At 65.5% G+C, this 22,568-nt stretch carries 16 protein-coding genes and 3 pseudogenes; 5 read left to right on the plus strand and 14 right to left on the minus strand.

Annotated elements, in window-relative coordinates; all coding sequences use genetic code 11:
* Positions 1–434: 434 nt before the first annotated feature.
* The 8 genes and pseudogenes from OXR60_RS02215 to OXR60_RS02260 all read right to left on the minus strand — a co-directional run bounded on the left by OXR60_RS02215 (position 435) and on the right by OXR60_RS02260 (position 6,389).
* Positions 435–686 (minus strand): hypothetical protein, encoded by a 252-nt coding sequence (locus OXR60_RS02215; RefSeq protein WP_267393625.1) that lies wholly within the window; start codon positions 684–686, stop codon positions 435–437.
* Complete coding sequence (gene paoC / locus OXR60_RS02220; protein WP_267393627.1) at positions 686–2,947, minus strand: aldehyde oxidoreductase molybdenum-binding subunit PaoC; 2,262 nt, start codon at positions 2,945–2,947, stop codon at positions 686–688. Before paoC ends, OXR60_RS02215 begins: the two co-directional genes overlap by 1 nt.
* Positions 2,944–3,276 (minus strand): annotated as a pseudogene (locus OXR60_RS02225) (xanthine dehydrogenase family protein subunit M); the annotation flags it as partial. The pseudogene OXR60_RS02225 and the gene paoC, both read right to left, overlap by 4 nt.
* Before the next feature lie 75 nt (positions 3,277–3,351).
* Complete coding sequence (locus OXR60_RS19845) at positions 3,352–4,536, minus strand: carboxymuconolactone decarboxylase family protein (protein ID WP_276046427.1); 1,185 nt, start codon at positions 4,534–4,536, stop codon at positions 3,352–3,354.
* A 16-nt stretch (positions 4,537–4,552) separates the two neighbouring features.
* Positions 4,553–5,098: an SDR family oxidoreductase gene (locus OXR60_RS02240; protein WP_276046442.1), complete on the minus strand. Its 546-nt coding sequence runs from the start codon at positions 5,096–5,098 to the stop codon at positions 4,553–4,555.
* Between the two features lie 6 nt (positions 5,099–5,104).
* The gene (locus OXR60_RS02245; protein ID WP_267393629.1) at positions 5,105–5,242 is read right to left on the minus strand and encodes a hypothetical protein; all 138 of its coding nucleotides are present in this window, start codon (positions 5,240–5,242) and stop codon (positions 5,105–5,107) included.
* A 25-nt stretch (positions 5,243–5,267) separates the two neighbouring features.
* Positions 5,268–6,124 (minus strand): annotated as a pseudogene (locus OXR60_RS19945) (aldo/keto reductase).
* Positions 6,125–6,215: 91 nt separating this feature from the next.
* Positions 6,216–6,389, minus strand: a complete 174-nt coding sequence (locus tag OXR60_RS02260) for a hypothetical protein (RefSeq protein ID WP_267393635.1) — start codon at positions 6,387–6,389, stop codon at positions 6,216–6,218.
* 126 nt (positions 6,390–6,515) lie between these two features.
* Here OXR60_RS02260 and OXR60_RS02265 point away from each other — a divergent pair, with 126 nt between their 5' ends.
* Entirely contained in the window at positions 6,516–6,947 is a 432-nt protein-coding gene (locus tag OXR60_RS02265; RefSeq protein WP_267393637.1) for a LysR substrate-binding domain-containing protein, read from the plus strand.
* A gap of 596 nt (positions 6,948–7,543) precedes the next feature.
* Here the strand turns inward: OXR60_RS02265 and OXR60_RS02270 are convergent.
* Entirely contained in the window at positions 7,544–8,446 is a 903-nt protein-coding gene (locus OXR60_RS02270; protein ID WP_267393639.1) for a LysR family transcriptional regulator, read from the minus strand.
* Between OXR60_RS02270 and OXR60_RS02275 the strand changes: the two genes are divergently transcribed.
* The 3 genes and pseudogenes from OXR60_RS02275 to OXR60_RS02285 all read left to right on the plus strand — a co-directional run bounded on the left by OXR60_RS02275 (position 8,427) and on the right by OXR60_RS02285 (position 11,985).
* Entirely contained in the window at positions 8,427–9,470 is a 1,044-nt protein-coding gene (locus OXR60_RS02275) for an alpha/beta hydrolase (protein WP_267393641.1), read from the plus strand. The two genes, OXR60_RS02270 and OXR60_RS02275, sit on opposite strands and share 20 nt — an antisense overlap.
* Positions 9,471–10,233: 763 nt before the next feature.
* Positions 10,234–10,800 (plus strand): annotated as a pseudogene (locus tag OXR60_RS02280) (beta-propeller fold lactonase family protein); the annotation flags it as partial.
* A gap of 147 nt (positions 10,801–10,947) precedes the next feature.
* Positions 10,948–11,985: a cupin-like domain-containing protein gene (locus OXR60_RS02285; protein WP_267393642.1), complete on the plus strand. Its 1,038-nt coding sequence runs from the start codon at positions 10,948–10,950 to the stop codon at positions 11,983–11,985.
* On the opposite strand, the gene OXR60_RS02290 is transcribed toward OXR60_RS02285, so the two are convergent.
* The 3 genes from OXR60_RS02290 to OXR60_RS02300 are packed head-to-tail and all read right to left on the minus strand — an operon-like array spanning position 11,982 to position 16,428.
* A complete protein-coding gene (locus OXR60_RS02290; protein WP_267393644.1) occupies positions 11,982–13,523 on the minus strand; it encodes a tryptophan halogenase family protein in 1,542 nt (513 codons plus the stop codon). The two genes, OXR60_RS02285 and OXR60_RS02290, sit on opposite strands and share 4 nt — an antisense overlap.
* On the minus strand, positions 13,520–14,944 hold the full coding sequence (locus OXR60_RS02295) for a tryptophan 7-halogenase (protein ID WP_267393646.1): 1,425 nt from the start codon (positions 14,942–14,944) through the stop codon (positions 13,520–13,522). The genes OXR60_RS02290 and OXR60_RS02295 overlap by 4 nt, the downstream gene beginning before the upstream one ends.
* Complete coding sequence (locus tag OXR60_RS02300) at positions 14,941–16,428, minus strand: tryptophan halogenase family protein (protein ID WP_267393647.1); 1,488 nt, start codon at positions 16,426–16,428, stop codon at positions 14,941–14,943. Before OXR60_RS02300 ends, OXR60_RS02295 begins: the two co-directional genes overlap by 4 nt.
* Positions 16,429–16,621: 193 nt before the next feature.
* On the opposite strand from OXR60_RS02300, the gene OXR60_RS02305 reads away from it, so the two are divergent.
* Entirely contained in the window at positions 16,622–20,080 is a 3,459-nt protein-coding gene (locus OXR60_RS02305; RefSeq protein WP_267393649.1) for a TonB-dependent receptor, read from the plus strand.
* A gap of 188 nt (positions 20,081–20,268) precedes the next feature.
* Here the strand turns inward: OXR60_RS02305 and OXR60_RS02310 are convergent, their stop codons facing one another.
* Positions 20,269–21,534: a glycosyl hydrolase family 8 gene (locus OXR60_RS02310; protein WP_267393651.1), complete on the minus strand. Its 1,266-nt coding sequence runs from the start codon at positions 21,532–21,534 to the stop codon at positions 20,269–20,271.
* The gene (locus tag OXR60_RS02315) at positions 21,518–22,507 is read right to left on the minus strand and encodes a polysaccharide deacetylase family protein (RefSeq protein WP_267393652.1); all 990 of its coding nucleotides are present in this window, start codon (positions 22,505–22,507) and stop codon (positions 21,518–21,520) included. The genes OXR60_RS02310 and OXR60_RS02315 overlap by 17 nt, the downstream gene beginning before the upstream one ends.
* Positions 22,508–22,568: the final 61 nt, after the last annotated feature.

Consider the following 22,568-nt stretch of genomic DNA (forward strand, 5'->3'; position numbering starts at 1 on the left):
GCCAGCAAATCAGCGACCCGCGCCACAACCTCCGCCTCGGGGCCGTGCTCGCCCTCCGGATTGATCGTGACGCTCTCGACAACGGTCGCAAGCACCGCAGCTGCTTCGCTGCGTACCGCATCCTGATCGAGCGACGCACGCAAAGGTTGCCACCTTGCTGCTCAACCTTTCGAGAAGCACCGGGGGCGGCAAGACTCAGCGGCTCGCATCGATGCGGACATAGCGCAGAGCTGAGCTTCCAGCTTTGCCTCCTCGGCGTCGCGGTCCGAAATCATCGTCCGCAGAGCTGCGCCGCCAACTTGGCATGGCCAAGCAAGATTTGCACCGCGCGCAGGTTGCCGGTGGCTTTGTAGATGATGGACGCCATGGTGCGTCAAAGGGAAATAGTGCCGTAATCCTTGCCTTGCGGACAGTCGCGCTGACTGGAAGTGTCCCTATCGGCCGATCTGACCCAGCCATTCACGGACCGGATTGAGCATGCGCCGTTCCTGGTCCGCTCCCAACGCGCGCTGCACGGTTCCGGCGATGATGCGGGAATTGCCCGAGCGAGAGAGGTAAGCGATCAGCACCTTGCCGTTGCCAGCCCTGGATTGCCCCGCCTCTTCCGCGCAAGCCGCGCGTGCCAGAGAGAACATCGCCGGGCCGGCGAGCACCGCCCGGCGCGAGAACCCCACCGCGTCCGACATCACGCGATCTCCGGCAGCTTCGCCAGATGCTTATCGAGCGTGATGGGATAGTCCCGCACGCGCACCCCGGTCGCGTTGTAGACCGCATTGGCGATCGCCGGCGCGACGCCGGAAATACCCAGCTCCCCGACACCCTTCGCCTTCAGCGGCGACATGGTGGGATCGGCTTCTTCGAGAAAGATCACCTCCTGATGCGGAATGTCGGCGTGAACCGGCACTTCGTATCCGGCCAGGTCGTGATTGACGAAGAAGCCGAACCGCTTGTCGACGGCCAGTTCTTCCATCAGCGCCGCGCCTGCACCGCCGACCATGCCGCCGATCACCTGGCTGCGCGCGGTGACGGGGTTGAGGATGCGTCCTGCCGCGCAGACCGCGAGCATCCGCCGGATGCGGATCTCGCCGGTATAGGCATCCACCGCGGCCTCGCAGAAATGGGCACCAAAGGTCTGCTGCTCGAACCGCTTCGACAGGTCGCCATATTCCATCTTGTCTTCAGCTAAGATCACGCCGTCCTTCGCCGCCCGGGCGAGTGACGCACGGCGATTGCCGGAACGCACCTCGCCACCGACGAACTCGGCATCGGCAGAGTTGAACCCGAGCTTCGTGGCAACAGCTTCGCGCAGCTTGACGCACGCGGCATAGGCGCCTGCTGTGGCGGATGCAGCACCACCCTGTCCGCCACCCCCGAATGCTTCGGGGAAGTTGGAGTCCGCCAGTTTGACCACGACGCGCTCGAGCGGCAGGCCCATCATCTCCGCGACCGTCTGGCCGATGACGGTGTAGCTACCGGTTCCCATGTCGGTCATGTTGCTCTCGACCGTCACGATCCCCTTGCCGTCGAGCGTGACACGGGCACCTGCCGGAATGATCGGGGCACCGCGGATCGCGGATGCCATGCCCATGCCGATCAACCAGCGACCCTCTCGGCGACTGCCGGGCTTGGCCTGGCGCTCCTTCCAGCCGAAGCGCTCGGCGCCAGTGCGCAGGCACGAGACGAATTGGCGGATCGAGAACGGACGCGGACCTTGCTCCTCCTTGCCTTGATTGCCGCTTGCCGATTGCGGGTCGGATGAAGACCCACGCCCGGGATCGGCGCCTGGCACGACCTGCGTATCGTTGATGATGCGCAGCTCGACCGGGTCCATGCCCAGCTTCTCGGCCAGTTCATCCATCGCTATTTCGAGCGCCATCAGGCCCGATGCCTCGCCCGGCGCGCGCATCGCGTTGCCTTCGGGGAGGTCGAGGGTTGCGAGCCGGGTCAGGTTGAGACGGTTGGCACCCGCATAGAGCAACTGCGTCTGCGCCGCGGCGATCTCCGGGCCGCCTCCCGGTAGATTGCCGGACAGAGTTTCGTGACCGACGGCGACGAGCTTGCCGTCACGCCCCGCCGCGAGCCGTAGCCGCTGGATCGTGGCAGCGCGATGCGTCGTGTTGTTCGGCATCAGCGGGCGCGGCAACGTCACCTTCACCGCGCGGCCGATGGCGCGCGCGGCAAGCGCCGCGAGGATCGCGTCCGAACAGACGCTACCTTTCCCGCCGAAGCCGCCGCCGATGTAGGTCGCGACGATGCGAATCTTGTCCTGCGGGATGCTGAGCTTGTTGCCGAGGTCACGCCGCGCCCAACCGACGATCTGTTGCGCAGACCATATCGTGAGGTGGTCGCCGTCCCAGCGCGCGATCGTGGCGTGTGGCTCCAGCATCATATGGCTGTGGTCAGGGGTGGTGTAGACCTCATCGACCTTCACAGGTGCCGACGCGAACGCCTTGTCGAAGTCACCGATGCGAATATCTGGCTGACGCTGATGCGGCTTGGCACCACCCCGCGCAGCCGCAAGATCGAACGCGCCTTGCTCGCGCGTGTAGTCGACCCGGATCAGCGAGGCGGCATGACGCGCCTGCTCGAACGTCTCGGCGACCACCAGCGCGATCGCCTGATGGTAATGCTCGATCTCCGGACCGGCGAGCGGCTTGGCGACGTAGAACCCCTGCTTCTTGATCGGCCCGGCATTATCCGCCGTCAAAATCGCGAGGACGCCTGGCGCTGCCTCAGCTTCGCGCACGTCCATCAACGATATGCGGCCCTTGGCGATGCCCGAACCGACGACATAGCCATAAGCGGCATTCGGCGCGGCTTCGTGGTTCTCATAGGAGTAGACGGCGCGTCCGGTCGTCTTGAGCGGCCCCTCGATGCGAGGATGCGGTTGGCCGACGACCTTTTCCTGATCGATCGGATTGATGCCCGCTGGCGTGTCGAACTTCATGCTGATCGGCCCTCCACGATAGTGGCTGCAAGCGTCCGCGTCGCCAGCGGCAATTTGGAGGCATTGTCGTCCGTCGGGCGGGCATCGGCGAACGCTCGCGCCGTAACGGCTGCGGCACCCTGCGGTAGCGAAGCGTCGGCCGCTTCCACGTGCCACGGCTTGTGCGCGACCCCGCCGAACGCCACGCGCGTGGTGTCATCCTTCTGAATCACGGCTGCGACCGAGACGAGCCCGAAGGCGTAGGATACCCGATTGCGAACCTTCTGGTAATGGTGCGTGCCGCCAAGCGGCCGGGGCAGCGTCACCGCCGTAATCAGTGCGCCAGCTTCTCTCCGGGCAATGGTGATCTCATCCATGGGGGCGTGCCTCTCGGTTAGCGTAAACGGTCGGGCGTCGGCGAGCGATCATTGCGGTCCCTGATAGTCAGCATCCGTAACGGGCTCGAGCCACGTCACAGTCTCGCCATCCTGCGCCTCCGCGACAGCGACGTGGGTCACGGCGCTGTTACGCGCGGCGCCATGCCAATGCTTCAGGCCAGGCGCGAGCCATACGGTATCGCCGGGCTTCATCTCCTGAGTCGGTTTGCCCTCGGCCTGCACCCAGCCGGTCCCATGCGTGACGATCAGCAGTTGGCCGAGCGGGTGCGTATGCCAATTGGTGCGCGCGCCCGGCTGGAACGTCACGGTCGCCCCACCAAGCCGCGCATCGCCTGAGCCTTTGAAAGGGGAGACGACCGAAACGCTGCCGGTGAAATAGTCGGCGGCGCCGGGCTTCGACCCTTGGCCAGCACGGACGATCTGGATGTCTGACACGGGTACGGTCTCCTTTTTGGCGAATACGTTGGCGGCGATGACGACAGCGGCGTTCGCCTTCGGCCAGCCCGCGTAAAAGGCGAGGTGGGTGAACGCCTCGACGATCTGCGCCTGGGTCAGTCCGTTCTCGAGGCCGCGCTGGACGTGAAAGGCGAGCTGGTCGCCGTCACCGCCAGCGGCGAGGGCGGCGATGGTGACGAGGCTGCGGTCGCGGGGCGAAAGGTCCGTGCGCCGCCACAGGTCGGCAAACACGACCTCGTGGGTGAGCTGCGCAAGCTTGGGCGCGGTCGGCGCAAGCGTCCTCGCGACCGGGGCCGTACGCGTGGGGTCGGAGGCCGGCAGTGGCGCAGTGGTGGGGGGCACCGTCGCAAGCGAGGCCGGATCGACGCGGCGGTCAGCGAACACCTTTTCGACTTCGTTCAACGCCGACACGGCGTTCGGCCATCCGGTATAAAAGGCGAGCTGCGTCACCATGCCCGCCACCTCGGTCGGCTTGATGCCGTTATCGAGGCCACGACCAAGATGGCCCGTTATCTGCGCCGTCTTTCCGGTCGCGATCAGCACCGACAGGGTGACGATGCTGCGGTCGCGTGGGCTGAGCTCGGAACGCACCCAGACGTCGCCGAACAGCACCCGGTCGGTGTAGGCCGCCAGCGCCGGCGCGATTGCCTGCATGTTCTTCGGCGCAACCGACGGACGGTCCTGCGCCTCGGCCGGCACGGCTAGCGCCAGTGCGGCAGCGACGGCGGATGCTGCTTTCATCGCTTCTTCTCCCATCGCGCCCGGCTCCTCGTCAGAGTTCGTGGTTCGTCGGGCGGAACAGGATCTCGTTCACGTCAACGTCCTCTGACTGCTCGATCGCGAACGCGACCGTGCGCGCGAACGTGTCGGCGGGGCCGGTATTCACGGCGAACAGCGCCCTTACGTTCTCGGTAATATCCCGATCGGTGACGCTGCCTGGCCGTTCGGTATCGGTTGCACCGGGTGAGATCATCGTCGTGCGAATGTTGTAGGGCTTCACCTCCTGGCAGAGCCCTCCTGAAATGACGCGCACCGCCGTCTTGTTGGCGGAGTAGACCGAGCTGGTCGGGATCACCTTGAAGCCCGCCACCGACGGCACGTTGATGATGTGGCCGCTCATCTGGCGCTCCATGTGTGGCAGCACCGCAGCGATGCCGTAGAGCATGCCCTTCGCGTTCACGTCGGTCATGCGATCCCAGTCCGCGATCGTCAGACGCTCCAGCGGCGAGAGCGGCAAGATGCCGGCATTGTTGAGGATGACGTCGAGCTCCCCCGAATGCGTCCACCGCCGTGTCGACGAGCCGATGGACCTGATCAGCCTGCGTCACGTCGGTAGGTCGGCCAGCGCGCTGCCGCTCCCGCCGAGGTCCTCCGCCAGCGTTGCCAGGCGGTCAGCGCGGCGAGCGCTCAGCCCGCTGCTCGCGCCGGTGATGACGACGATCTTGTTTTCGATGCTGCTCACGGTTGTCCCTGTCGCGCCTTGGAGATCAGAGCTTGCGCGTGCCGAGCCACTTCACCATCGCGGGATCGCGATGGTCAAAAAAGCTGCTCGCCTTTTGGTCGAGCGTTCCGATCGCGGCGATGTCTTCGGCGTCGAGCTGGAAGTCAAAAATCGCGAAATTCTCGGCCATGCGCTCCTTGCGCACCGACTTAGGGATGGCGACAATGCCGCGCTGATTGAGCCAGCGCAGGACGACCTGCGCGACGCTCTTGCCGTGCTTCTTCCCGATGCCCGCCAACACTTCGTTGGAGAACAGCCCGTTCTTACCTTCGGCGAACGGACCCCAAGCTTCGGCCTGAACCTTGTATTCGTCGAGGATCGCCTGCGCGTCATCTTGGCTGTGGAAAGGGTGGATCTCGATCTGGTTGACCGCCGGCGTCACCTCATTGTGAAGCACGAATCGACGAGGCGATCGGGGTAGAAGTTGCTGACGCCGATTGCGCGGATCCGTCCTGCCTTGTGCAGTTCCTCCATTGCCCTCCACGCGCCGTAAACGTCGCCATAAGGCTGGTGGATCAGCCAGAGATCGAGGTAATCGAGCTGCAGCTTGTTCATCGATCGCTCGAAGGCGGCCTTTGCGCCATCGTAGCTCGCATCCTCGATCCACAGCTTGGTGGTGACGAACAGTTCGCGCCGGTCGATGCCGTGGCTCCGTACCGCGGCGCCGACCGCTTCCTCGTTGCCGTAGGAGGTGGCAGTATCGAGCAGCCGATAGCCGACCTCGATCGCGTCGCGCACGCTGCGCTCGCACTCCGCCGGATCGGGAACTTGGAATACGCCAAAGCCTAGGCTCGGCATCTCGACGCTGTTGTTCAGCGTCACGGTCGGAACGGGAGTGGGCATAATCGTTCTCCGGCTGGAAGTCAGCGAATGATGAGGTTCTGATGAGCCCAGGTAGCGCTCGCCGACGACCTTGATGCCGTCGAGCGCCTGCTCAAGCTTTGGCCGTGGCGAAGAAAATGACGCCACGATCGTGCGCCACGCGCAGCAGCGGAACTCCCTCCGTGCGTTCGGTAGCTGGACCATAGCCATAGCTCAGCCCCAGGCACTCAAGCCCAAGAGCCGATACCTCAAGGCCACTGCGGCCCAGCACGCGCTTCTGCATCATCGGCATCCTGCTTCAGCCTAGCGGTCGAACGCCAGGTCTCGATGATTGTTATATAACCGGAAGCTGTTCTGAGGATTAGTCAGGGTAAACCGCTTGGGTCTATGATATGAAATCATGAAACGATCTATGATCGGGACATTGCGACCTGCTCTAGCGAAGATCGATGATGACCAGCTTCGAGAGCGTCCTGCCGACACCGCTCGCATCACCTATGGCGCACACGCGGCGCGAGCAGCGCTGTGGCCGGTCATTGATCGCCTGACCGCTGAGGATCCCGACATAAACGTCGAGATCAGCATCAAGAGCGGCCTGACCGACATCGTGAGCGGCAAGTATGACGCCGGTGTGCAATTGGGTGAGTTACTGGATCACGACATGATCGCGATACCGATCAGTCCGAGGCAGCGCATGGCCGCGTTTGCTGCTCCAAGCTATCTGGAGCAACATGACACACCTTATACGCCTTACGATCTCGCAAAGCAGAATTGCATCAGCCTTCGCATGGCGACGTCTAAAAACTGTATGCATGGGAGTTCCAGCGCGATGGCAAGGAACTAAAGGTTGGCTCGTATTCAACGATCCTGATCTAATCGTCGAGGCTGCACTGGCTGGACGTGGCATTGCGTTTACGATCGAGCGCCATGTCCCCGTGGGTTCGCGGATGGCTCGCTCATCAGGGTACTGGAAGACTGGTGCTAACCGTTTGATGGCTATCATCTCTATCACCCAAGCCGATGGCAGGCTTCACCTGCCTTCAGTCTTGTTCCGGACCGGTTGCGATACCAAGCCTGAGAGCCGGAACTCTGCCGGCAGCGAACCCCCGGACCTTGCCAGATCTCAGCTGGCAGCAGATCTCGGAGCGGCTCGATCGGTGCCAGTCTCAATCCCCATGTAAAGCTACCGCCAGCACCAGCGTGACGATCAGCATTCGCGATCATGGCATCGGCAATCCCGCCGATCGGTTGGATGATATCTTCGTGCCCTTCTACTCGACCAAGGTAGGCGGCTCCCGGTGAGCCTGCCGTTGGCGCGGCAGGTCGCTGCGCTCGACGACGGCACTTTCGCCGTCAAACCCGTGACCCGCGGATCGTGCTTTCAAATGCATCTGCCGTCATCGTTGACGATCTGATTATGGCGGGGGGGGGTACGTCAACCTAGCCGGCCGACTCCCAATATGGCGGGTCGCCAAAGGCCGCTCTCAGGCTGTTGACGAGCGCTGATACCTTCGCAGAGGGCGTTCGTGCCAGAGGGTAACAGACGAACAGCTCGGCCCCTTCAGCCTCCATACCAATGTCGATGTGCCTCAGTGACCCGGACGCGATGTCTCGGTAGGTGAAGAAGGTCGGCAACAGCGTTATGCCATGGCCTGCCAGCGCAGCATCTCGCATGATCAGCCCGTTGTTGACGCGCACACAGCTGCTTGGCCTCACCACCGTCCAGCCTCCGGCGCCCGCGAAGCGCCAATCAGTGTCGCGGTTGCTGTAGAGGATGCCGCGATGGCGCTGGAGATCATCGAGCGATGTCGGCGTGCCCGCACGCTCGAGATAGCTTGGCGACGCGACGAGGGTTCGGCGGGTGACGGCCAGTCGCTTGGCGACCAGTCGGCTGTCCACCACCGGCCCGTGGCGGATGACCGCATCGAACCCGTCCGCAGCGGCGTCGACGAACCGGTCATCCAGTTCGAGCGACAGTTCAAGATCCGGATGCTTGGCGAGGAAAGCGCAGATCGCCGGACCAAGGTGGAGGATGCCGAAGCTGACGGGTGCTGAGATGCGCAGCGGCCCAGCCAGGCTGCCGCGGCGCTCGACGATCTCGACAGCGGCGTCGTCGACCTCGGCGAGGATCCGCCGCGCGCGAGGCAGAAGGCTGTCGCCATCCTGTGTCAGCGACAGCTTGCGTGTGGTGCGCTGAACGAGCCGTGTGCCCAGCGAGCGTTCCAACTCGGCAAGGCGCTCGCTGGTAACCGATTTAGACCAGCCGAGGCGCCGTGCCGCCTCGCTGATCGAGCCCGCGTCGACTGTCGCGACGAACGCTGCGATGCCATCTAGCTTCATCATCGTTCGCTTTTCCGAAAAGCAGTTCCGGCCATCGTTGGCTATCCGGAACGATGCCGCGCGAGCATCCTGCTGTCGAGAACTCGATGACGACAAACAAGGGGGATGCGCGATGCTGCGTTTGATGCTGCTGGTCCTGGGATTGGCCTTGGCCACACCCGCGCTTGCGCAGGTCCAACCTTTCCCGGCGGCGTTCGTCGAGCGCGACATCCCGGCGAACGGGACCACGATCCACGTTCGTGTCGGCGGAAAGGGCCCGGCCGTCGTGCTTCTGCATGGCTATGGCGAGACCGGGGACATGTGGGCACCGCTCGCGGCCAATCTGGTGCGCGACCATCTGGTGATCGTGCCCGACCTGCGCGGGCTCGGGCTGTCGGCGCACCCGGGAGGGGGCTATGACAAGAAAACCCAGGGGAATGACGTCGCGGGCGTGCTGGCCGCGCTCAAGGCCGGCAAGGTGGACCTCGTCACCCACGATATCGGCAACATGGTCGGCTATGCCTTTGCCGCCGAACACCGCGACCGCGTCCGACGCTTCGTGCTGATGGACGCACCGGTGCCGGGGATCGGCCCTTGGGAGGAGATCCTCAAGAACCCCTTGCTCTGGCATTTCCGCTTCGGCGGACCCGATATGGAACGGCTAGTCGCGGGACGAGAGCGGATCTACCTCGATCGGTTCTGGAACGAGTTCTCGGCCACACCCGCACGGTTCAGCGAGGCATCGCGCCAGCACTATGCCGCGCTCTACGCCCGCCCCGGCTCGATGCATGCGGGGTTCGAACAGTTCAAGGCGTTCGACCAGGACGCGAAGGACAACCAGGCCTTCCTCAGCGAGGGCAAATTGAACATGCCGGTGCTCGCGATTGGCGGCGATCATTCGTTTGGCCCGACGATGGCGATGGTGATGCGCTTCGCCGCGAGCAACGTGCAGGAATCCGTCATCAAGGATTCCGGCCACTGGCTGATGGAGGAGCAGCCGGGCGCCACCGTCGCGACGGTCCGCGCTTTCCTGGACGCCAGGCCGTGAGCAGGGTGCTAACCTGCGAACCAGCCTTGTAGCGTCCGCCAACCCACAGCGCGGTGAAAGACGAAGGTGCTGCGTCGCCCGCGCGTTAAACTTATCTGATCGGCCTCGAACAAATGGCCCGGCGGATGATCGCCTGTGTGATCTACTCGAAACAGAACCAGGAGCCGGCACGAGCCGGCATACCGATGGCATGTTAGGAGAGTTCGCTTGGGATCGCACCGCAAAGTTCTGCTGCTGCTTCTAAGTAGTAGCGCGCTCACTCTAGCGTCGACCGCAGCCGCGCAAGAAGCGATCCCGGCGGCGACCGGCGCTACCGCCCCGCAGGACGCACAGGCCAGCACCGCGGCGGCGGCGGATTCGGTGGCAGCACCTGCGGCCGCCGCCCAGGACCAGGGTGCCGCCGTTCCCGCCTCCGACATCGTCGTCACCGGATCGCGCATTCTCCGCAACGGCTCTGCAAGCCCCACGCCGCTGACCACCATTTCCACCGAGGCGCTCACCAGCGCCGCGCCGGCAGGCACCATCTCGGACGCGCTCAACTACCTCCCCGTTTTCTCGGGCTCGCGCAGCCAGTTCAGTAATCCCGGCTCCAACGCAACCGGCGTTCAGGGCGGCAACGGGGCGGCCAACGTGCTCAACCTGCGCAACCTTGGCTCGTATCGCACCTTGGTGCTGTTCGACGGCCATCGCATCCCGCCGACGCTGTGCAGTTCCACCGTTGACGTCGATCTGATCCCGCAGGAGCTGATCCGTCCTTTCGCCGGATCTCGGCGCCGACAAGGTGTTCATCCTTCGGTTCGACCGGGCCACGGGATTGCTGAGCGCAGATGCGGGAAGCACGATCGATCTGCCACCCGGATCGGGACCACGCCACCTGGTCTTCTCGCCCGACGGACGGTTCGCCTTCGTCAATACCGAACTGACGGGCGCGGTGTACGTCTTCCGCTGGAATGCGGCAGCGGGCATGGCGACGCGGGTGATGAATGTCGCGCTGGATCCGGTGGACTTCACCGGCCAACGCAGCGCCGCCGAGCTGCTGGTCTCGCGCGACGGGCGCTTCCTGTATGTTTCTAACTGCGGCGCCGACGTCGTCCAGGTATTTGCGATCGAACAGCGAACTGGCGCGCTTCGATCGCTCCAGCGGATCAACGCCGGTGGCAAGTCGCCGTGGAGCGTCGCGCTGGATCCAAGCGACAGGTGGTTCATCGTCGCCAATGAAGCGACCAACAATCTTGCGGTGTTCGCCCGCAACCAGCAGTCCGGCATGCTGGCCTACACCGGGCGAAGCCTCTCCACACCGCAACCGACGGCGCTGGCCTTTCTCCGCTAGAGATGGACTCCGCGCCGTTGCGCGGACGCCCACAAACGCGAGCAAGCCGGGACAGCTTCCCCTTTCACCCGACGGCGACTAACCAAGTCGGCGAGCGAGTTCCTGGCGCTGCCTGCGCCGTGAGGGGCCGCAGGGACGAGGACCGCCATGACAGTTGCCGACAACCGTGTGTGCAGTATCGAAACCGCGCCGCGCGTTGCGGAAATGTCGGGCATCACCGCCGACCGCTTTGCCGCGGAGGTGGCGACCGCTTACCGCCCGGTGATCTTTCGCGGCCTGGTTGCCGACTGGCCCGCTGTGATCGCGGGCCGCGGCGGCGCGGCGGCGATGGCCACTTACATCAGTCGATTTGATTCCGGGCGCCCGGCCAGTCTGTTCGTCGGTGCGCCGCAGATCGATGGCCGGTTCTTCTACCGCGACGACCTCGACGGCTTCAACTTCGAGCGCGGCCAGATCCTTCTTCCGCTGTTGCTCGAACGGCTTGTCGCGGCGGCGGGGAACCCCAACGCGCCCGCCTTCTATGCCGGCGCGGCCACGGCGCCCGATCACTTTCCCGGCTGGACGAATGAAAACCCGCTCCCCTTTGCCACGCCCGATGCCGTGCCGCGGGTATGGATCGGCAATGCCAGCCGGATCTCGACCCATTACGACGCGTCCAGCAATGTCGCCGCGGTGGTCGCGGGGCGGCGCCGCTTTGTGCTGTTTCCGCCGGAGCAGGTGCGCAACCTGTACATAGGCCCGCTCGATCGAACGATGGCAGGTCAGCCAACCAGCATGGTCGATATCGAGGCACCGGATCTCGCCAGATTCCCCCGCTTCGCGGAGGCTGCGGCGACCATGCAGGTGGCCGAGCTGGAGCCGGGCGATGCCTTGTTCGTCCCGTCGCTGTGGTGGCACGAGGTGCGCGCCAGCGGACCGCTCAACGTGCTGGTCAATTATTGGTGGGGGCAGGAGGGGACGACCTCTCCGGTCGCCGCGCTCGCTCATGCGATCCTGGCCGTGCGCGACCTGCCGGCGCCGCAGCGTGCGGCGTTGCGCGCATGGTTCGACCATTATGTGTTCGACGACGGTGCCCAGCAGGTTGCCGATCATCTGCCCGAGCAGGCAAGGGGCATCCTCGGCCCGCCGTCGCCCGAGCGCGACGCGGCGGTACGCGCCTATCTGTTGCGCGCGATCACGCGTTAGCGCCGCGGCCCGGCTGCGCCGCTGTCGCCCAAGCCGCGCCCTTCGGCGGTGATGCGCGCAAGTATGTCGGCATGGCTGGGCAGCGCCGCCGCGGCGTGCGCCATGCCGGCCCGCAGGCGGCGCAGCGCCTCGAGCAGGCGATCGGCGTCGAGCGCGTCGGCCACTGGATCATACCCTTCGGGCACCACATTCTGGCCGAGCAACACTGCCACCCAGCTCGGCACCGAGAACAGCTCGTCGTCGTAGCGGAAAATGCGACCCTTGCAGCGAAACAGATCGATCTTCCGGCGCAGCGTATCCGGCACGTCCATGGTGCGAACGTGGCGCCAGAACGGTGAATCGTCTCGTCGCGTGGCATGATAATGGAGGATGATGAAGTCACGGATAGAGGCATAATGGTCGCCCATTTGGCGATTGTATTCGTCGCGCTCGATCGCGCCGAAGCGCTGGTCGGGGAACAGCGCGAACAGCTTCGATATGCCCTGCTGGATCAGATGGATGCTGGTTGATTCCAGAGGCTCGAGGAAGCCGCCGGCGAGCCCCAGGGCGACGACGTTGCCCTCCCACAGGCGCTTGCGCCGGCCCGCCTTGAAGCTCAGCAGGCGCGGCGGCGCGGTCGGTGCGCCATCGAGCTGGGCAAGCAGCAGGGCTTGTGCCGCATCGTCGGACAGATGGTCGCTGGCATAGACCAGCCCGTTACCGGTGCGGTGCTGGAGCGGGATGCGCCATTGCCAGCCGGCGGCATGCGCGGTCGCGCGCGTGTAGGGCAGGAGCGGTTCGGTGCGCGCCGTGGGCACGGCAATCGCGCGATCACAAGGCAGCCAGTGCGACCAATCCTCGAAATCGACGCCCATCGCCTCGCCGAGCAGCAGGCTGCGGAAACCCGAACAGTCGATGAACAGCTCGCCCTCAACCAGGCGGCCATCCTCCAGTTCGACCGCGCGGACATGGCCCGTGACGGGCTCGTGGTGCACGGTCGTGATCCGCCCTTCGACGCGGTGTACGCCATCGGCTTCGGCACGGCGGCGCAGGAAGGCGGCATACAGCGCGGCGTCGAAATGATAGGCATAAGCGAGCCCGGCAAGCGGGGCGCGTGGATCGGCTGGCGGTGGCGCGAAGGCGCTGCGGCGCGCGACAACCTCGGCCGGCGAATAGCCGCCGATCGGGCCTATGCCCTCGCCGCGCCGGAGCTTCAGCCAAAGCTGATGGAAGGCGACGCCTTCAATATCCTGGCCACGCGTGCCGAACGGATGGAAGTAGCGGTCGGTGCCGGTATCCCACTGGCTGAACTCGATGCCGAGCTTGAACGTGCCGCCGGTCTCGCGCAGGAATTCGGCTTCGCCGATGCCCAGCAAACGGTTGAAGCTCAGGATCGGCGGAATGGTCGCCTCGCCAACGCCGATGGTGCCGATCGCATCGGACTCGATGAGCGTAATACGGCGCTGGCCGTCGTCGAGAAAACGGCCGGCAGCGGCAGCCATCATCCATCCCGCGGTGCCTCCACCGACAATTACGACGTGCTTGATGGGAGCGATCATGGACAGGCCAATGCAAGGGTGGGGTCGCCCGCGCCCGCGGTGGCGGCCCCTTCGCGGGCGAGTTGCAGCACCGCGCGGCGCGCCGCCTCGGGGCTGACGCCGAGGGCGACGGGATCGGTCAGCGTCGGAAGCCTTTCCCCGGCGAGCAGCAGTGCCGCCCAGGCGTCGCGCTCGACCGGCTGGTCGGCCGAGGTGGCGACCATGCCGCGACGGCTGAACTGCGCGTATCGCTGGCGAAGACGGTCGGGAAGCGGAGCATTCGCGACCGTCTGCCAAAACGTGCCGCCCGTGCGGCATGCTTGATGATGAGCGGCGGCATAATCGTGCCACTCGTCCGCATAGGCGCCGGCGCGACGATTGTACTCGGCGATCAACAGTGGCTCCATGTCCCGGTCGGGCAGCAATTCGAGCGCCAGCGATAACTGTCCCAGCGTGATCGGCAGCCCGAGCAGCCCGAGCGGTCCCGGCTGCGCCGCTGCCTCGCCGAGCGCCAGCAGGTTGCCGGACCAGCCGTCGATCAGCCTGCCCGGGGCCGTGGCGACGATGCCACCCCAGGCGGCGGTCGGAGCCGCACGGCTGATAGCCGCGTCGTCCGTATGATCGCCGAACGCCAGACCGCGCGCACGCGGCCAAGCGGCCTGCCAACCGTCCTCGGTGGCACGATACTCATCGATGAAACCGGGGGAGGCGGCTGTTGGAGCTGCCTGCAGCAGGAGTTTGGTCGCAGGCAGGGTGGATCGCCAATCATTCCGCGGCGCAGTTGGGGGATCCACCAGGCCTGTCCCCGGCCCGGAGGCGTCCACGAACAAGTCTGCGATCAGGCGGGTGCCGTCTGCAAGCGCGATGGCCTCGATCCGGGTGCCAGCGCGCTCGACCGCAACGAGATCTGCGCCGCGCGGTAGGACCACAACCCCGACAGCGCGCGCTGTCGCCGCGAGCGCTTGCATCATTCGTGCCGGGTCCAGATGAAGGGCAGGTTCGGCGTGCGGGGATGCGGTAATCGGGCCGCCCGCCATCGCGATCGCGGCGGCCGGAAACAACGCCGCGAACGCCGGGATGGGGCCGGCGGTGGCGGCGCGTAGCCAGAGGTGATGCGGCGGCAGGGCGCAGGCGGAGCGCGCCTTGCCCTCCGCGACCATCAACGGCACGCCTGTTGCGTCCCAATTGGCGAAACGCAACGCGTATCGCGGCACCGCGACGCCGCGGTCGACCAGCAGGTCCGGCGACAAGCCGATCCGCGAGAGCATCGCGGTATTGGCCGGCATCGCGAGCGGCAGCCGATCGGCCAGCGCCGCGGCGGGCACCGGCATCGGCAGCAGCGTCACGCGCGCGCGCGGCAACGCCCGGGCGAACGCAACCGCGGCGCTGACGGCGACGATCCCGCCGCCCGCAACGACGATCGACCTGATCGGACGGGTCATGCCGCGGCGAGCGCCGCTGCATGGCCGGGCATCGCTGCGACCCGATCGGCGATCGCGCCGGCAAGACCGGAAAAGGCGCGGTCGAGCGCATTGCCCTCAGGAAGGTCGGCGCGCTGATCCCATCCATCGGGCAGGATCCCTTGGCCAAGATACAGCGCGACCCAGCTCGGCTCGAGAAACAGCCCGTGCCCGTAGCGTGGCACCTGGGCGGTGCGGCGCCACAGCGCGGTACGCGCGGCAAGGCTGGCGGGAACGGCCATGGTGCGCATCTGCTGCCAGAACGGCGAATCGGTGCGGCTGGTGGCGTGATAATGGAGGATCAGGAAGTCGCGGATGCGATCATATTCCGCGTCCACCGCCGCGTTGAAGCCGTCGCGATCGAGATCGTCGACCGTCTTGCCGGGAAAATGCTCGATCAGCGCGGTGATCGCTGCCTGCACCAGATAGATGCTGGTGGATTCGAGCGGCTCCAGAAATCCCGAGGCAAGACCAATTGCGACCACATTATTCACCCAGCTGCGACGACGGCGGCCCGCCCGGAACCGGAGCAGGCGCGGCTCGGCGAGCGGGGGCGCTTCAAGCGCGCGTACCAGCGCCGCGGTGGCTTCGTCGTCGCTGCAATGCGTACTGGCATAAACGTAGCCGTTGCCCACACGATGCCGAAGGGGGATCCGCCAGCGCCAGCCGGCGGGCATGGCGATGGCGCGGGTGAACGGATCAATCGGGCCGGCAGGGCTGGCGCAGGGCGCCGCCACCGCACGATCGCACGCCAGCCACTCGGACCAATCTTCCCACGCCTCCTGCAACTCGGCGCCCAGCAGCAACGACCGGAACCCCGAGCAGTCGATAAACAAATCCCCTTCGACCAGTTGGCCATCGTCGAGCCGAACCGCGCCGATCCCGCCTGCTGCATTGCGCTGCACGCCGATGACCCGGCCCGCGGTACGCACTGCGCCTCGTGCCTCGGACCAGCGGCGCAGGAACGGCGCAAAGCGCGTGGCGTCGAAATGATAGGCATAACCGTAGCTGGCGATCGGATCATCATGGTCGATGTCAGGTCGAGCGAACCGATGCGCCTGCGCCATCGCGACGGCGGTTGAAAACGTTCCGATCGGCGGGGCCGGGCGTTCGTGCGCCCGGCGCACCCAATATTGATGGAACGGCACCTCGGCGAGCGGCTGGCCGAAGGCGCCGAACGGGTGAACGTAGCGATCGCCCACCGCGCCGAAATCCTCGAACTGAATACCGAGCTTGTAGGTGGCATCCGTCGCCTGCATGAACTCGACTTCGTTGATGCCAAGTCGTTCGAGGAACGCGCGCAGGTGCGGCAAGGTGGCCTCGCCAACCCCGACGATGCCGATCTCCTCCGACTCCACCAGATGAACTGTGCAGGCTCCAGCGGCCAGGCTGCACAAGGCGGCGGCCGTCATCCAGCCCGCGGTACCGCCGCCTACGATCACGATGTTGAGACGATGATCAGCCATCAGGTTCTCTATTGGTGTGTAGCCGAAAAGCTGCGGGTTGCGACGAAAACACAGTTAAGTAAAGCAACTTTGGATAACACGTTGTGGCCGGAATGTGTCTGCATTATCAACGACTACGCCGCGAGTGGGCAAGAAACGTACGATCAATGACCTTGATGCCGAGGGCGGCGCGAGGCTGGTACTTTGAGAGGGGATGGCTGTGGTTGCAATGGTTCGACAGAAGGGATTTGCCCGCAAGGGCCTGGCGCTGAACGTCTCGGCGCTGGCAATCGTGACGGCGGCGATGCTGCCGGCGACCATTGCTTCCGCGCAGGAGGTGCCCGCACCGGCATCACGCGACGATCAATCGATTCCGCAGACCACGCCCGACACGACTGGCTCCGTGCAAACGAGCGTTCCCGCCGGCGCCGCCGCCGGCAAGAAGCCGGTGTCGAACAGCCTTTCCATCAGCAACCAGGCTGCCGAAGACCAGTCGAACGTCACCGCTGCCGATGTGCAGACCCCGGCGGCCAATAACGTCGCGGCAGGCTCGGACATCGTCGTCACCGGCCTGCGCCAGTCGCTCGCCAATGCGCAGAGCATCAAGCGTAACGCCGATACGGTGGTGGATGCGATCACCGCCGAGGATATCGGCGCGCTGCCCGACCGCTCGGTCAACGAAGCGCTGCAGCGCGTTCCCGGCGTCGCCATCAGCCGATTCGCTGCGCCGAGCGATTCCGCGCACTTCTCGGTGGAGGGGTCGGGCGTCACCATCCGTGGCCTCAGCTACGTTCGCGGCGAGTTCAACGGTCGCGACACCTTCGCTGCCGGGGCCGGCCGCGAGATCGGCTTCAACGACGTGCCGACCGAACTGGTCGGCTCGGTCGAGGTCTACAAGAACCTCACCGCGGATCTGATCGAGGGCGGCATCTCGGGCACGGTCAGCATCAACACGCGCAAGCCCTTCGACACCAAGGAATCGCTCCTCTATCTGTCGGCCGGGGTCAATTACGGCGATCTCGACAAGCGCGGGGCGCCGCAGGGCGTCGCGCTGATCTCCAAGCAGTTCGAGCTCGGCAACGGCGGTCGCTTCGGGATCCTCGGCAGCGCGAGCTATTCGCAGCAGTACAGCCGGTCCGACTCGGTGTTCCTTGCTGCGATGCTGCCGCGCACCAACGACGACACCAACGGCAATGGCGTGCAGGATGCGGGCGAAGGCCATGTCATTAACGCAGGCACGCCTTATGCCAGCACGATCTATGATCACTTCCCCGTGCCCGACGGCCAGAGCGTGGTCTACGCACCCGCCGGCGCCGGCAGCCGGACGCAGGAATTCAACCGCGAGCGGATCGGTTTCTCGGCGGCGGCACAATATGAGAATGCCAGCGGCAATCTGCTGCTGACGGCGCAGTTCCTGCGGGCCGATTCTCGCGAGGACTGGCTCGAGCATACCGTCGAGCCGAACGTCTATTATAGCGACGTCACCTCCAGCTTCCCGGCGGGGTATAATGCCTATGCGCCGATCGCCGGCCAGAACTTCAACAATTACACGTTCGACTCAAATGGCGTGTTCACCAGCGGCACCATTTCCCACACCGGCGGCAATGTGTTCGGCAACGATCCGACCCGGGTCTGCGGCACCAATACCGATGGCTCGCCGAGCCATTATTGCGAGCTGAGCCAGTTCGCTCCCGGCAGCCAGTTCACGACCTTCTCCAATCGCTTCTTCCACACCCGGGCGGTGACGCAGGATCAGTCGTTCAACATCAAGTGGGAGCCGACCCAGCGCCTCCACCTCAATTTCGACGGGCAGTACGTCAACTCCAAGGCGGACAGCATCGACGACATCGTCGACACGGCAACCTATTCGCAGGTCAACGTCGATCTGCGCGGCGGCATTCCGCAGATCACCTCGATCGCGCCGGGTTTCGATACGGCGAGCTACTTCAGCAACCCCAATGACGTGTATTTCCGTGACGCGTTCAACAATCGCACGATCAACGACGGCCATGAATGGTCCGGCAAGTTCGACGCGCAATATGACGTCGGCGAAACCAGCTTCCTGCGCAAGGTAAAGGCCGGCATCCGCTATGCCGATCGCGAGCAGACCGTGCGCACCAACGACTACAGTAACTGGGGTGCGGTGTCCGACACCTGGACCAGCGGTGGCCCGACTTACCTGTCCAACGCAACGCTGCCGGCCAACTCCACCGCTTTGTACAATTATACCAACTTCTTCCGCGGTGGCGCGATAACCCCGCCGAGCACGCCCTATATTGCCGACAACATCCTCAGCAATCACGACGCGCTCGAGGCGCTGTTGCGGCAGGCGACGGCGGCGGCGGGCGGCACCTATGTGCCGCTCGAGGATCGCGGCACCAACCTTGTGGATGGCTATTTCCTCCCCAGCGAGGTCTACAGGAACGGCGAGAAGACCTATTCCGCCTACGTCCGCCTCGATTTCGGGCTGGATGCGATCGGCGGCGGCGAGACCAGCCTGTCGGGCAACATCGGGCTGCGGTTCGTCCGTACCGAAGACAGTTCGATCGGTGCATTGACCTATCCGAACGCGAACCAGATCTTCACGCCCACCGCGGACTACAGCACCATTGCGGGCTATTGCGCCTATACGGCCGCCCATCCGAACAGCAGCAACACGGTGCCGGTGATCTGTACGGTAACGCCAGCGCAGCAGGCCGCGGCGCTTGCCTTTGCCAACGGCGTGTCCTTCCCCGACGTCGCCAATCAGTCGTACAACAAGTTCCTGCCGAGCCTGAACATCAAGTATCAGCTGTCGCCCCAGCTGCTGTTCCGTTTCGCCGGATCCAAGGCGATCTCGCGCCCCAACTTCGGCAGCCTGCGCGACTATGTCGGCGTCAACGTGTCGGGATCGAACACCGCAGGCAATTTCGGCTTCAGTGCCTCGGCGCAGAACCCCTATCTGAAGCCGGTCGATGCGACCCAGTTCGACCTCACGGCGGAATGGTATTTCGCCAAGGTCGGCCAGCTGACCGGCGCTCTGTTCTACAAGGATCTGTCGAACATCATCCTCGACAATTACGGCTACACCCGGACGCTGACCAACAACGGGCAGACCTATGACGTCCAGGTCAATGGACCGGCCAATGCCTCCGGCCATGCGCACATCAAGGGCGCGGAACTGTCGTACCAGCAGACCTACGACTTCCTGCCAGGGTTCCTGCGAGGCTTCGGCACCCAGGAGACGTTCACCTATATCGATGCGGGCAAGATCCCCAATTCGGTGCCGGCGAACGGGGCAGCTGATGGAAGCCGCCCGCCGCTCGACGTGACGGGCATCTACGACAACCTGCCGCTTGCCGGTCTGTCCAAGTACAACTTCAACGCCTCCGCCTTCTATGACTTTGCGGGCGTCTATGCGCGCATCGCCTATAGCTGGCGGTCAAAGTATCTCCTGACCAACCGCGACTGCTGCTTCCCGTATCTGCCGGTCTTCGCGCAGGCGAGCGGGCAGATGGACGGATCGCTGTTCTACACGGTGAACAAGCAGTTCAAGATCGGCGTTCAGGTACAGAATCTGCTCGATGCGACGACGAAGACGACCTTCCTGCTCAACGCGCAGGGGCTCGAAGCACCGCGTTCGTTCTTCAAGAGCGATCGCCAGTTCCAGCTGTCGGTTCGCCTGACGATGTAACGGGTGAGGTGGCCGCCGGGGGGACGATCGTCTTCCCGGCACGTCGTCTCGCGGACCTTGATCACCTAGTCGTGGCGGGGCGCGTCACCGGGGGGGGCCAGGCTGAGCTTGTGGCTCTCCTCGACGGCGCAACGACCTTCCAGCACGCGCGGCCGTTGCTGGCGATGGTTGCCGCGTGGCGAGGCGGCTCACCAGGCGCGGAACCGCCCGGAGACGTGCAGCACCGCCATGAACTGCAGCATGCCGTCATAATAGCGGAACCGGCCACTCGGTGGGGGCAATACCCATAGCCGGGCGACGAACGGCGCGCCCTCGCCGCGGTCGAGCGCGAGTGCCGCCACGGCGTTGCACGCGATCAGTCCGGGCGAGCGATCCGGCGACAGCGGCGTGCCGTCGAGCCGGTAGGTGGCGGGATACCGATCTATCCCTTGCCGCGCGAACAGCGCAAGCAGCCGGCGGCTGCGGTTCGCCGCCGCGGGCGCCTCGCCCCACCAAGCCTGATCGACCGACCAATTCACCGCTGAGCGGAAGGCATCGAAGCCGAAGGTGCCGTGGCCGTCGCGCGGCTCGGCCGTGCCATCGAACCGCGCGTAATCGGGGGTGAGCGCGGTAACGGGGTCGGCGCTGCGGCTGAACAGACGCCGGCTTGCCGCCGCCACGCGCCGCCAGCGCCGGCGATCGGCGCGGCGCTGACCATGCCAGCCCGTCGCCCAGCGCGCCCACAAGCGGTAAAAGGCGGGCAGGTGATAGGAGGGATCGGTGAAGCGCGCGGCGGCGCCCAGCGGCACGAACACGATCTGGTCCGTCCCGGCGTCGATCATGTCGGTGACGCCGTCCACCACGCCGCCGTTCATCGCCTGCTTGTGGAGCATGGTATCCAGAATGGCATTCGCCTGCGTCGCATAATTATAGATGCCCTGGCCATGGGGCCAGCGGTGCGCGGCAAAGAACAATGCGGTGGCAAAATACTCCTCGCCGTCGGACGCGGGCGTGGTGTCGCGCGGGCAGCCGTGCGGATCGCACTGCCAGCGGAAATAGCCGGCGCGGGGGCCGCTCGCATAGCGCATGTGGGTTGCCGCCCAATTCCACAGTGCGTCGAACGCGGCCTTGTGGCCGGTCTGCACGGCGATCATCATGCCATAGGACATGCCTTCGCTGCGCACGTCGTTGTTGCCGGTATCGAGAATATAGCCGCTGGGGCCATCGGCGGTCGCGGCCGCAGCATGATAGACGCGGTGATCGGCATCGCCCTCGAACAGCGACTGCCAGTAAGCGTCGATCTTGATGTCCTCCTCGCGCGTGGTCAGCGAGGGGCGCCACTCGCGGAACAGGTCGCGATAGCGGCCGCTCGCCACCGCGCCACGCGCCAAGGCCGGCGGCGCCACCGCGAGCAGGGCGCAAAGCAATGCCAGCGCCCGGCCTGCGCGACGGCGCGTCTTAGCGGCAGATCGCATCGAGCGCGGCCAGCGAGAAGCCGCCGGCCGGTACTGGCAGATGACGGGCATCGAGCCGCGCCTCGAGGCTGGCCGGACGGTAGGGCAGGCGGGGATCGGCGTCCTCGCGATAGACAGGATCGCGTTCGGCGGCGGGAAGCGAGGTGAAGGCAAAGCCGCGCGCTTGGTACAGCGCCAGCAGTCGCGGCATCATCCGGGCGTCGAAGGCACCGATGTGCAGCAGCAGCACCAGCGGGATGTCGCGCCCGTAGAGGCGATGCGCCATCAGCCGCGCGCGCGCCACCTCGCCATCTGCAGCGGCGAGGAAGGTCGTCTCGAGCCGCGCGATCCCAGCATCGTCGTGGCGCGCCACGCAGCGGGCATAAGGCTCGTTCCAGGCATAGTCGCCAAAGCTCATCGTCACGGCGGCGATGCGATACCCGTGCGCGGCGAGATAGAGGCGCGCGGCGTCGCGCTTGGCGGGATCACTGCCCTCCGCCACAAAGGGGTAGCGGAACCAGCGCCAGTCGCCCCCGGCGGCGGCGAGCAGCGGCTCGTTGCGTTGCACCTCGGTCGCAAAGCCGGCGACGCTGAGCGTGTCGAGATTGGCGTGCGACCAGCCGTGATTGCCGAGCGCGAACCCCGCCTTGCGCCACGTCGCGAGCACTGCCTCCGACCCCGGTTCGCGCTCGATCGACGCGCCGTTGATGAAGCCATAAACGTCGACCACACCGGCCGCCTTGAACGCGCCAATGATGCGCTGCGCGACGCCGATCCGGGTGGCGCCGGGGGGCAGGGTGGCGTGGGCCGGCAGATCGTCCATGGTGATCGCCAGGGTCGGGCGCGCCTCCGCCGTGCCGGTGCGGGCCGCGGGGACTGGCGCGGCGCTATTTGCCACGACGGGGATCAGCAGGCCGAGCAGTGCGATCAAGGCCGTGCGGCGCACCCTGGCGGCGCCTGACCGGGCCAGCGGCAACCTTGATCGTGCGGTCATGTCACCTCCCTGGTTCATCGCCTGGTCGCGGCGCGCGAGCACCAAAAGCAACGGCGGCTTG

The organism is Sphingomonas sp. GC_Shp_5, from assembly GCF_026540855.1.
Classification (GTDB): domain Bacteria; phylum Pseudomonadota; class Alphaproteobacteria; order Sphingomonadales; family Sphingomonadaceae; genus Sphingomonas.

What these genes read in the sequence shown, in the direction of transcription:
- OXR60_RS02215 (WP_267393625.1), bottom strand. Translation starts at nt 686, where the DNA reads ATGTCGGACGCGGTGGGGTTCTCGCGCCGGGCGGTGCTCGCCGGCCCG.
- paoC (WP_267393627.1), bottom strand. Translation starts at nt 2,947, where the DNA reads ATGAAGTTCGACACGCCAGCGGGCATCAATCCGATCGATCAGGAAAAG.
- OXR60_RS19845 (WP_276046427.1), bottom strand. Translation starts at nt 4,536, where the DNA reads ATGGGAGAAGAAGCGATGAAAGCAGCATCCGCCGTCGCTGCCGCACTG.
- OXR60_RS02260 (WP_267393635.1), bottom strand. Translation starts at nt 6,389, where the DNA reads ATGATGCAGAAGCGCGTGCTGGGCCGCAGTGGCCTTGAGGTATCGGCT.
- OXR60_RS02265 (WP_267393637.1), top strand. Translation starts at nt 6,516, where the DNA reads ATGATCGGGACATTGCGACCTGCTCTAGCGAAGATCGATGATGACCAG.
- OXR60_RS02275 (WP_267393641.1), top strand. Translation starts at nt 8,427, where the DNA reads ATGCCATCTAGCTTCATCATCGTTCGCTTTTCCGAAAAGCAGTTCCGG.
- OXR60_RS02270 (WP_267393639.1), bottom strand. Translation starts at nt 8,446, where the DNA reads ATGATGAAGCTAGATGGCATCGCAGCGTTCGTCGCGACAGTCGACGCG.
- OXR60_RS02285 (WP_267393642.1), top strand. Translation starts at nt 10,948, where the DNA reads ATGACAGTTGCCGACAACCGTGTGTGCAGTATCGAAACCGCGCCGCGC.
- OXR60_RS02290 (WP_267393644.1), bottom strand. Translation starts at nt 13,523, where the DNA reads ATGATCGCTCCCATCAAGCACGTCGTAATTGTCGGTGGAGGCACCGCG.
- OXR60_RS02295 (WP_267393646.1), bottom strand. Translation starts at nt 14,944, where the DNA reads ATGACCCGTCCGATCAGGTCGATCGTCGTTGCGGGCGGCGGGATCGTC.
- OXR60_RS02300 (WP_267393647.1), bottom strand. Translation starts at nt 16,428, where the DNA reads ATGGCTGATCATCGTCTCAACATCGTGATCGTAGGCGGCGGTACCGCG.
- OXR60_RS02305 (WP_267393649.1), top strand. Translation starts at nt 16,622, where the DNA reads ATGGCTGTGGTTGCAATGGTTCGACAGAAGGGATTTGCCCGCAAGGGC.
- OXR60_RS02310 (WP_267393651.1), bottom strand. Translation starts at nt 21,534, where the DNA reads ATGCGATCTGCCGCTAAGACGCGCCGTCGCGCAGGCCGGGCGCTGGCA.
- OXR60_RS02315 (WP_267393652.1), bottom strand. Translation starts at nt 22,507, where the DNA reads ATGACCGCACGATCAAGGTTGCCGCTGGCCCGGTCAGGCGCCGCCAGG.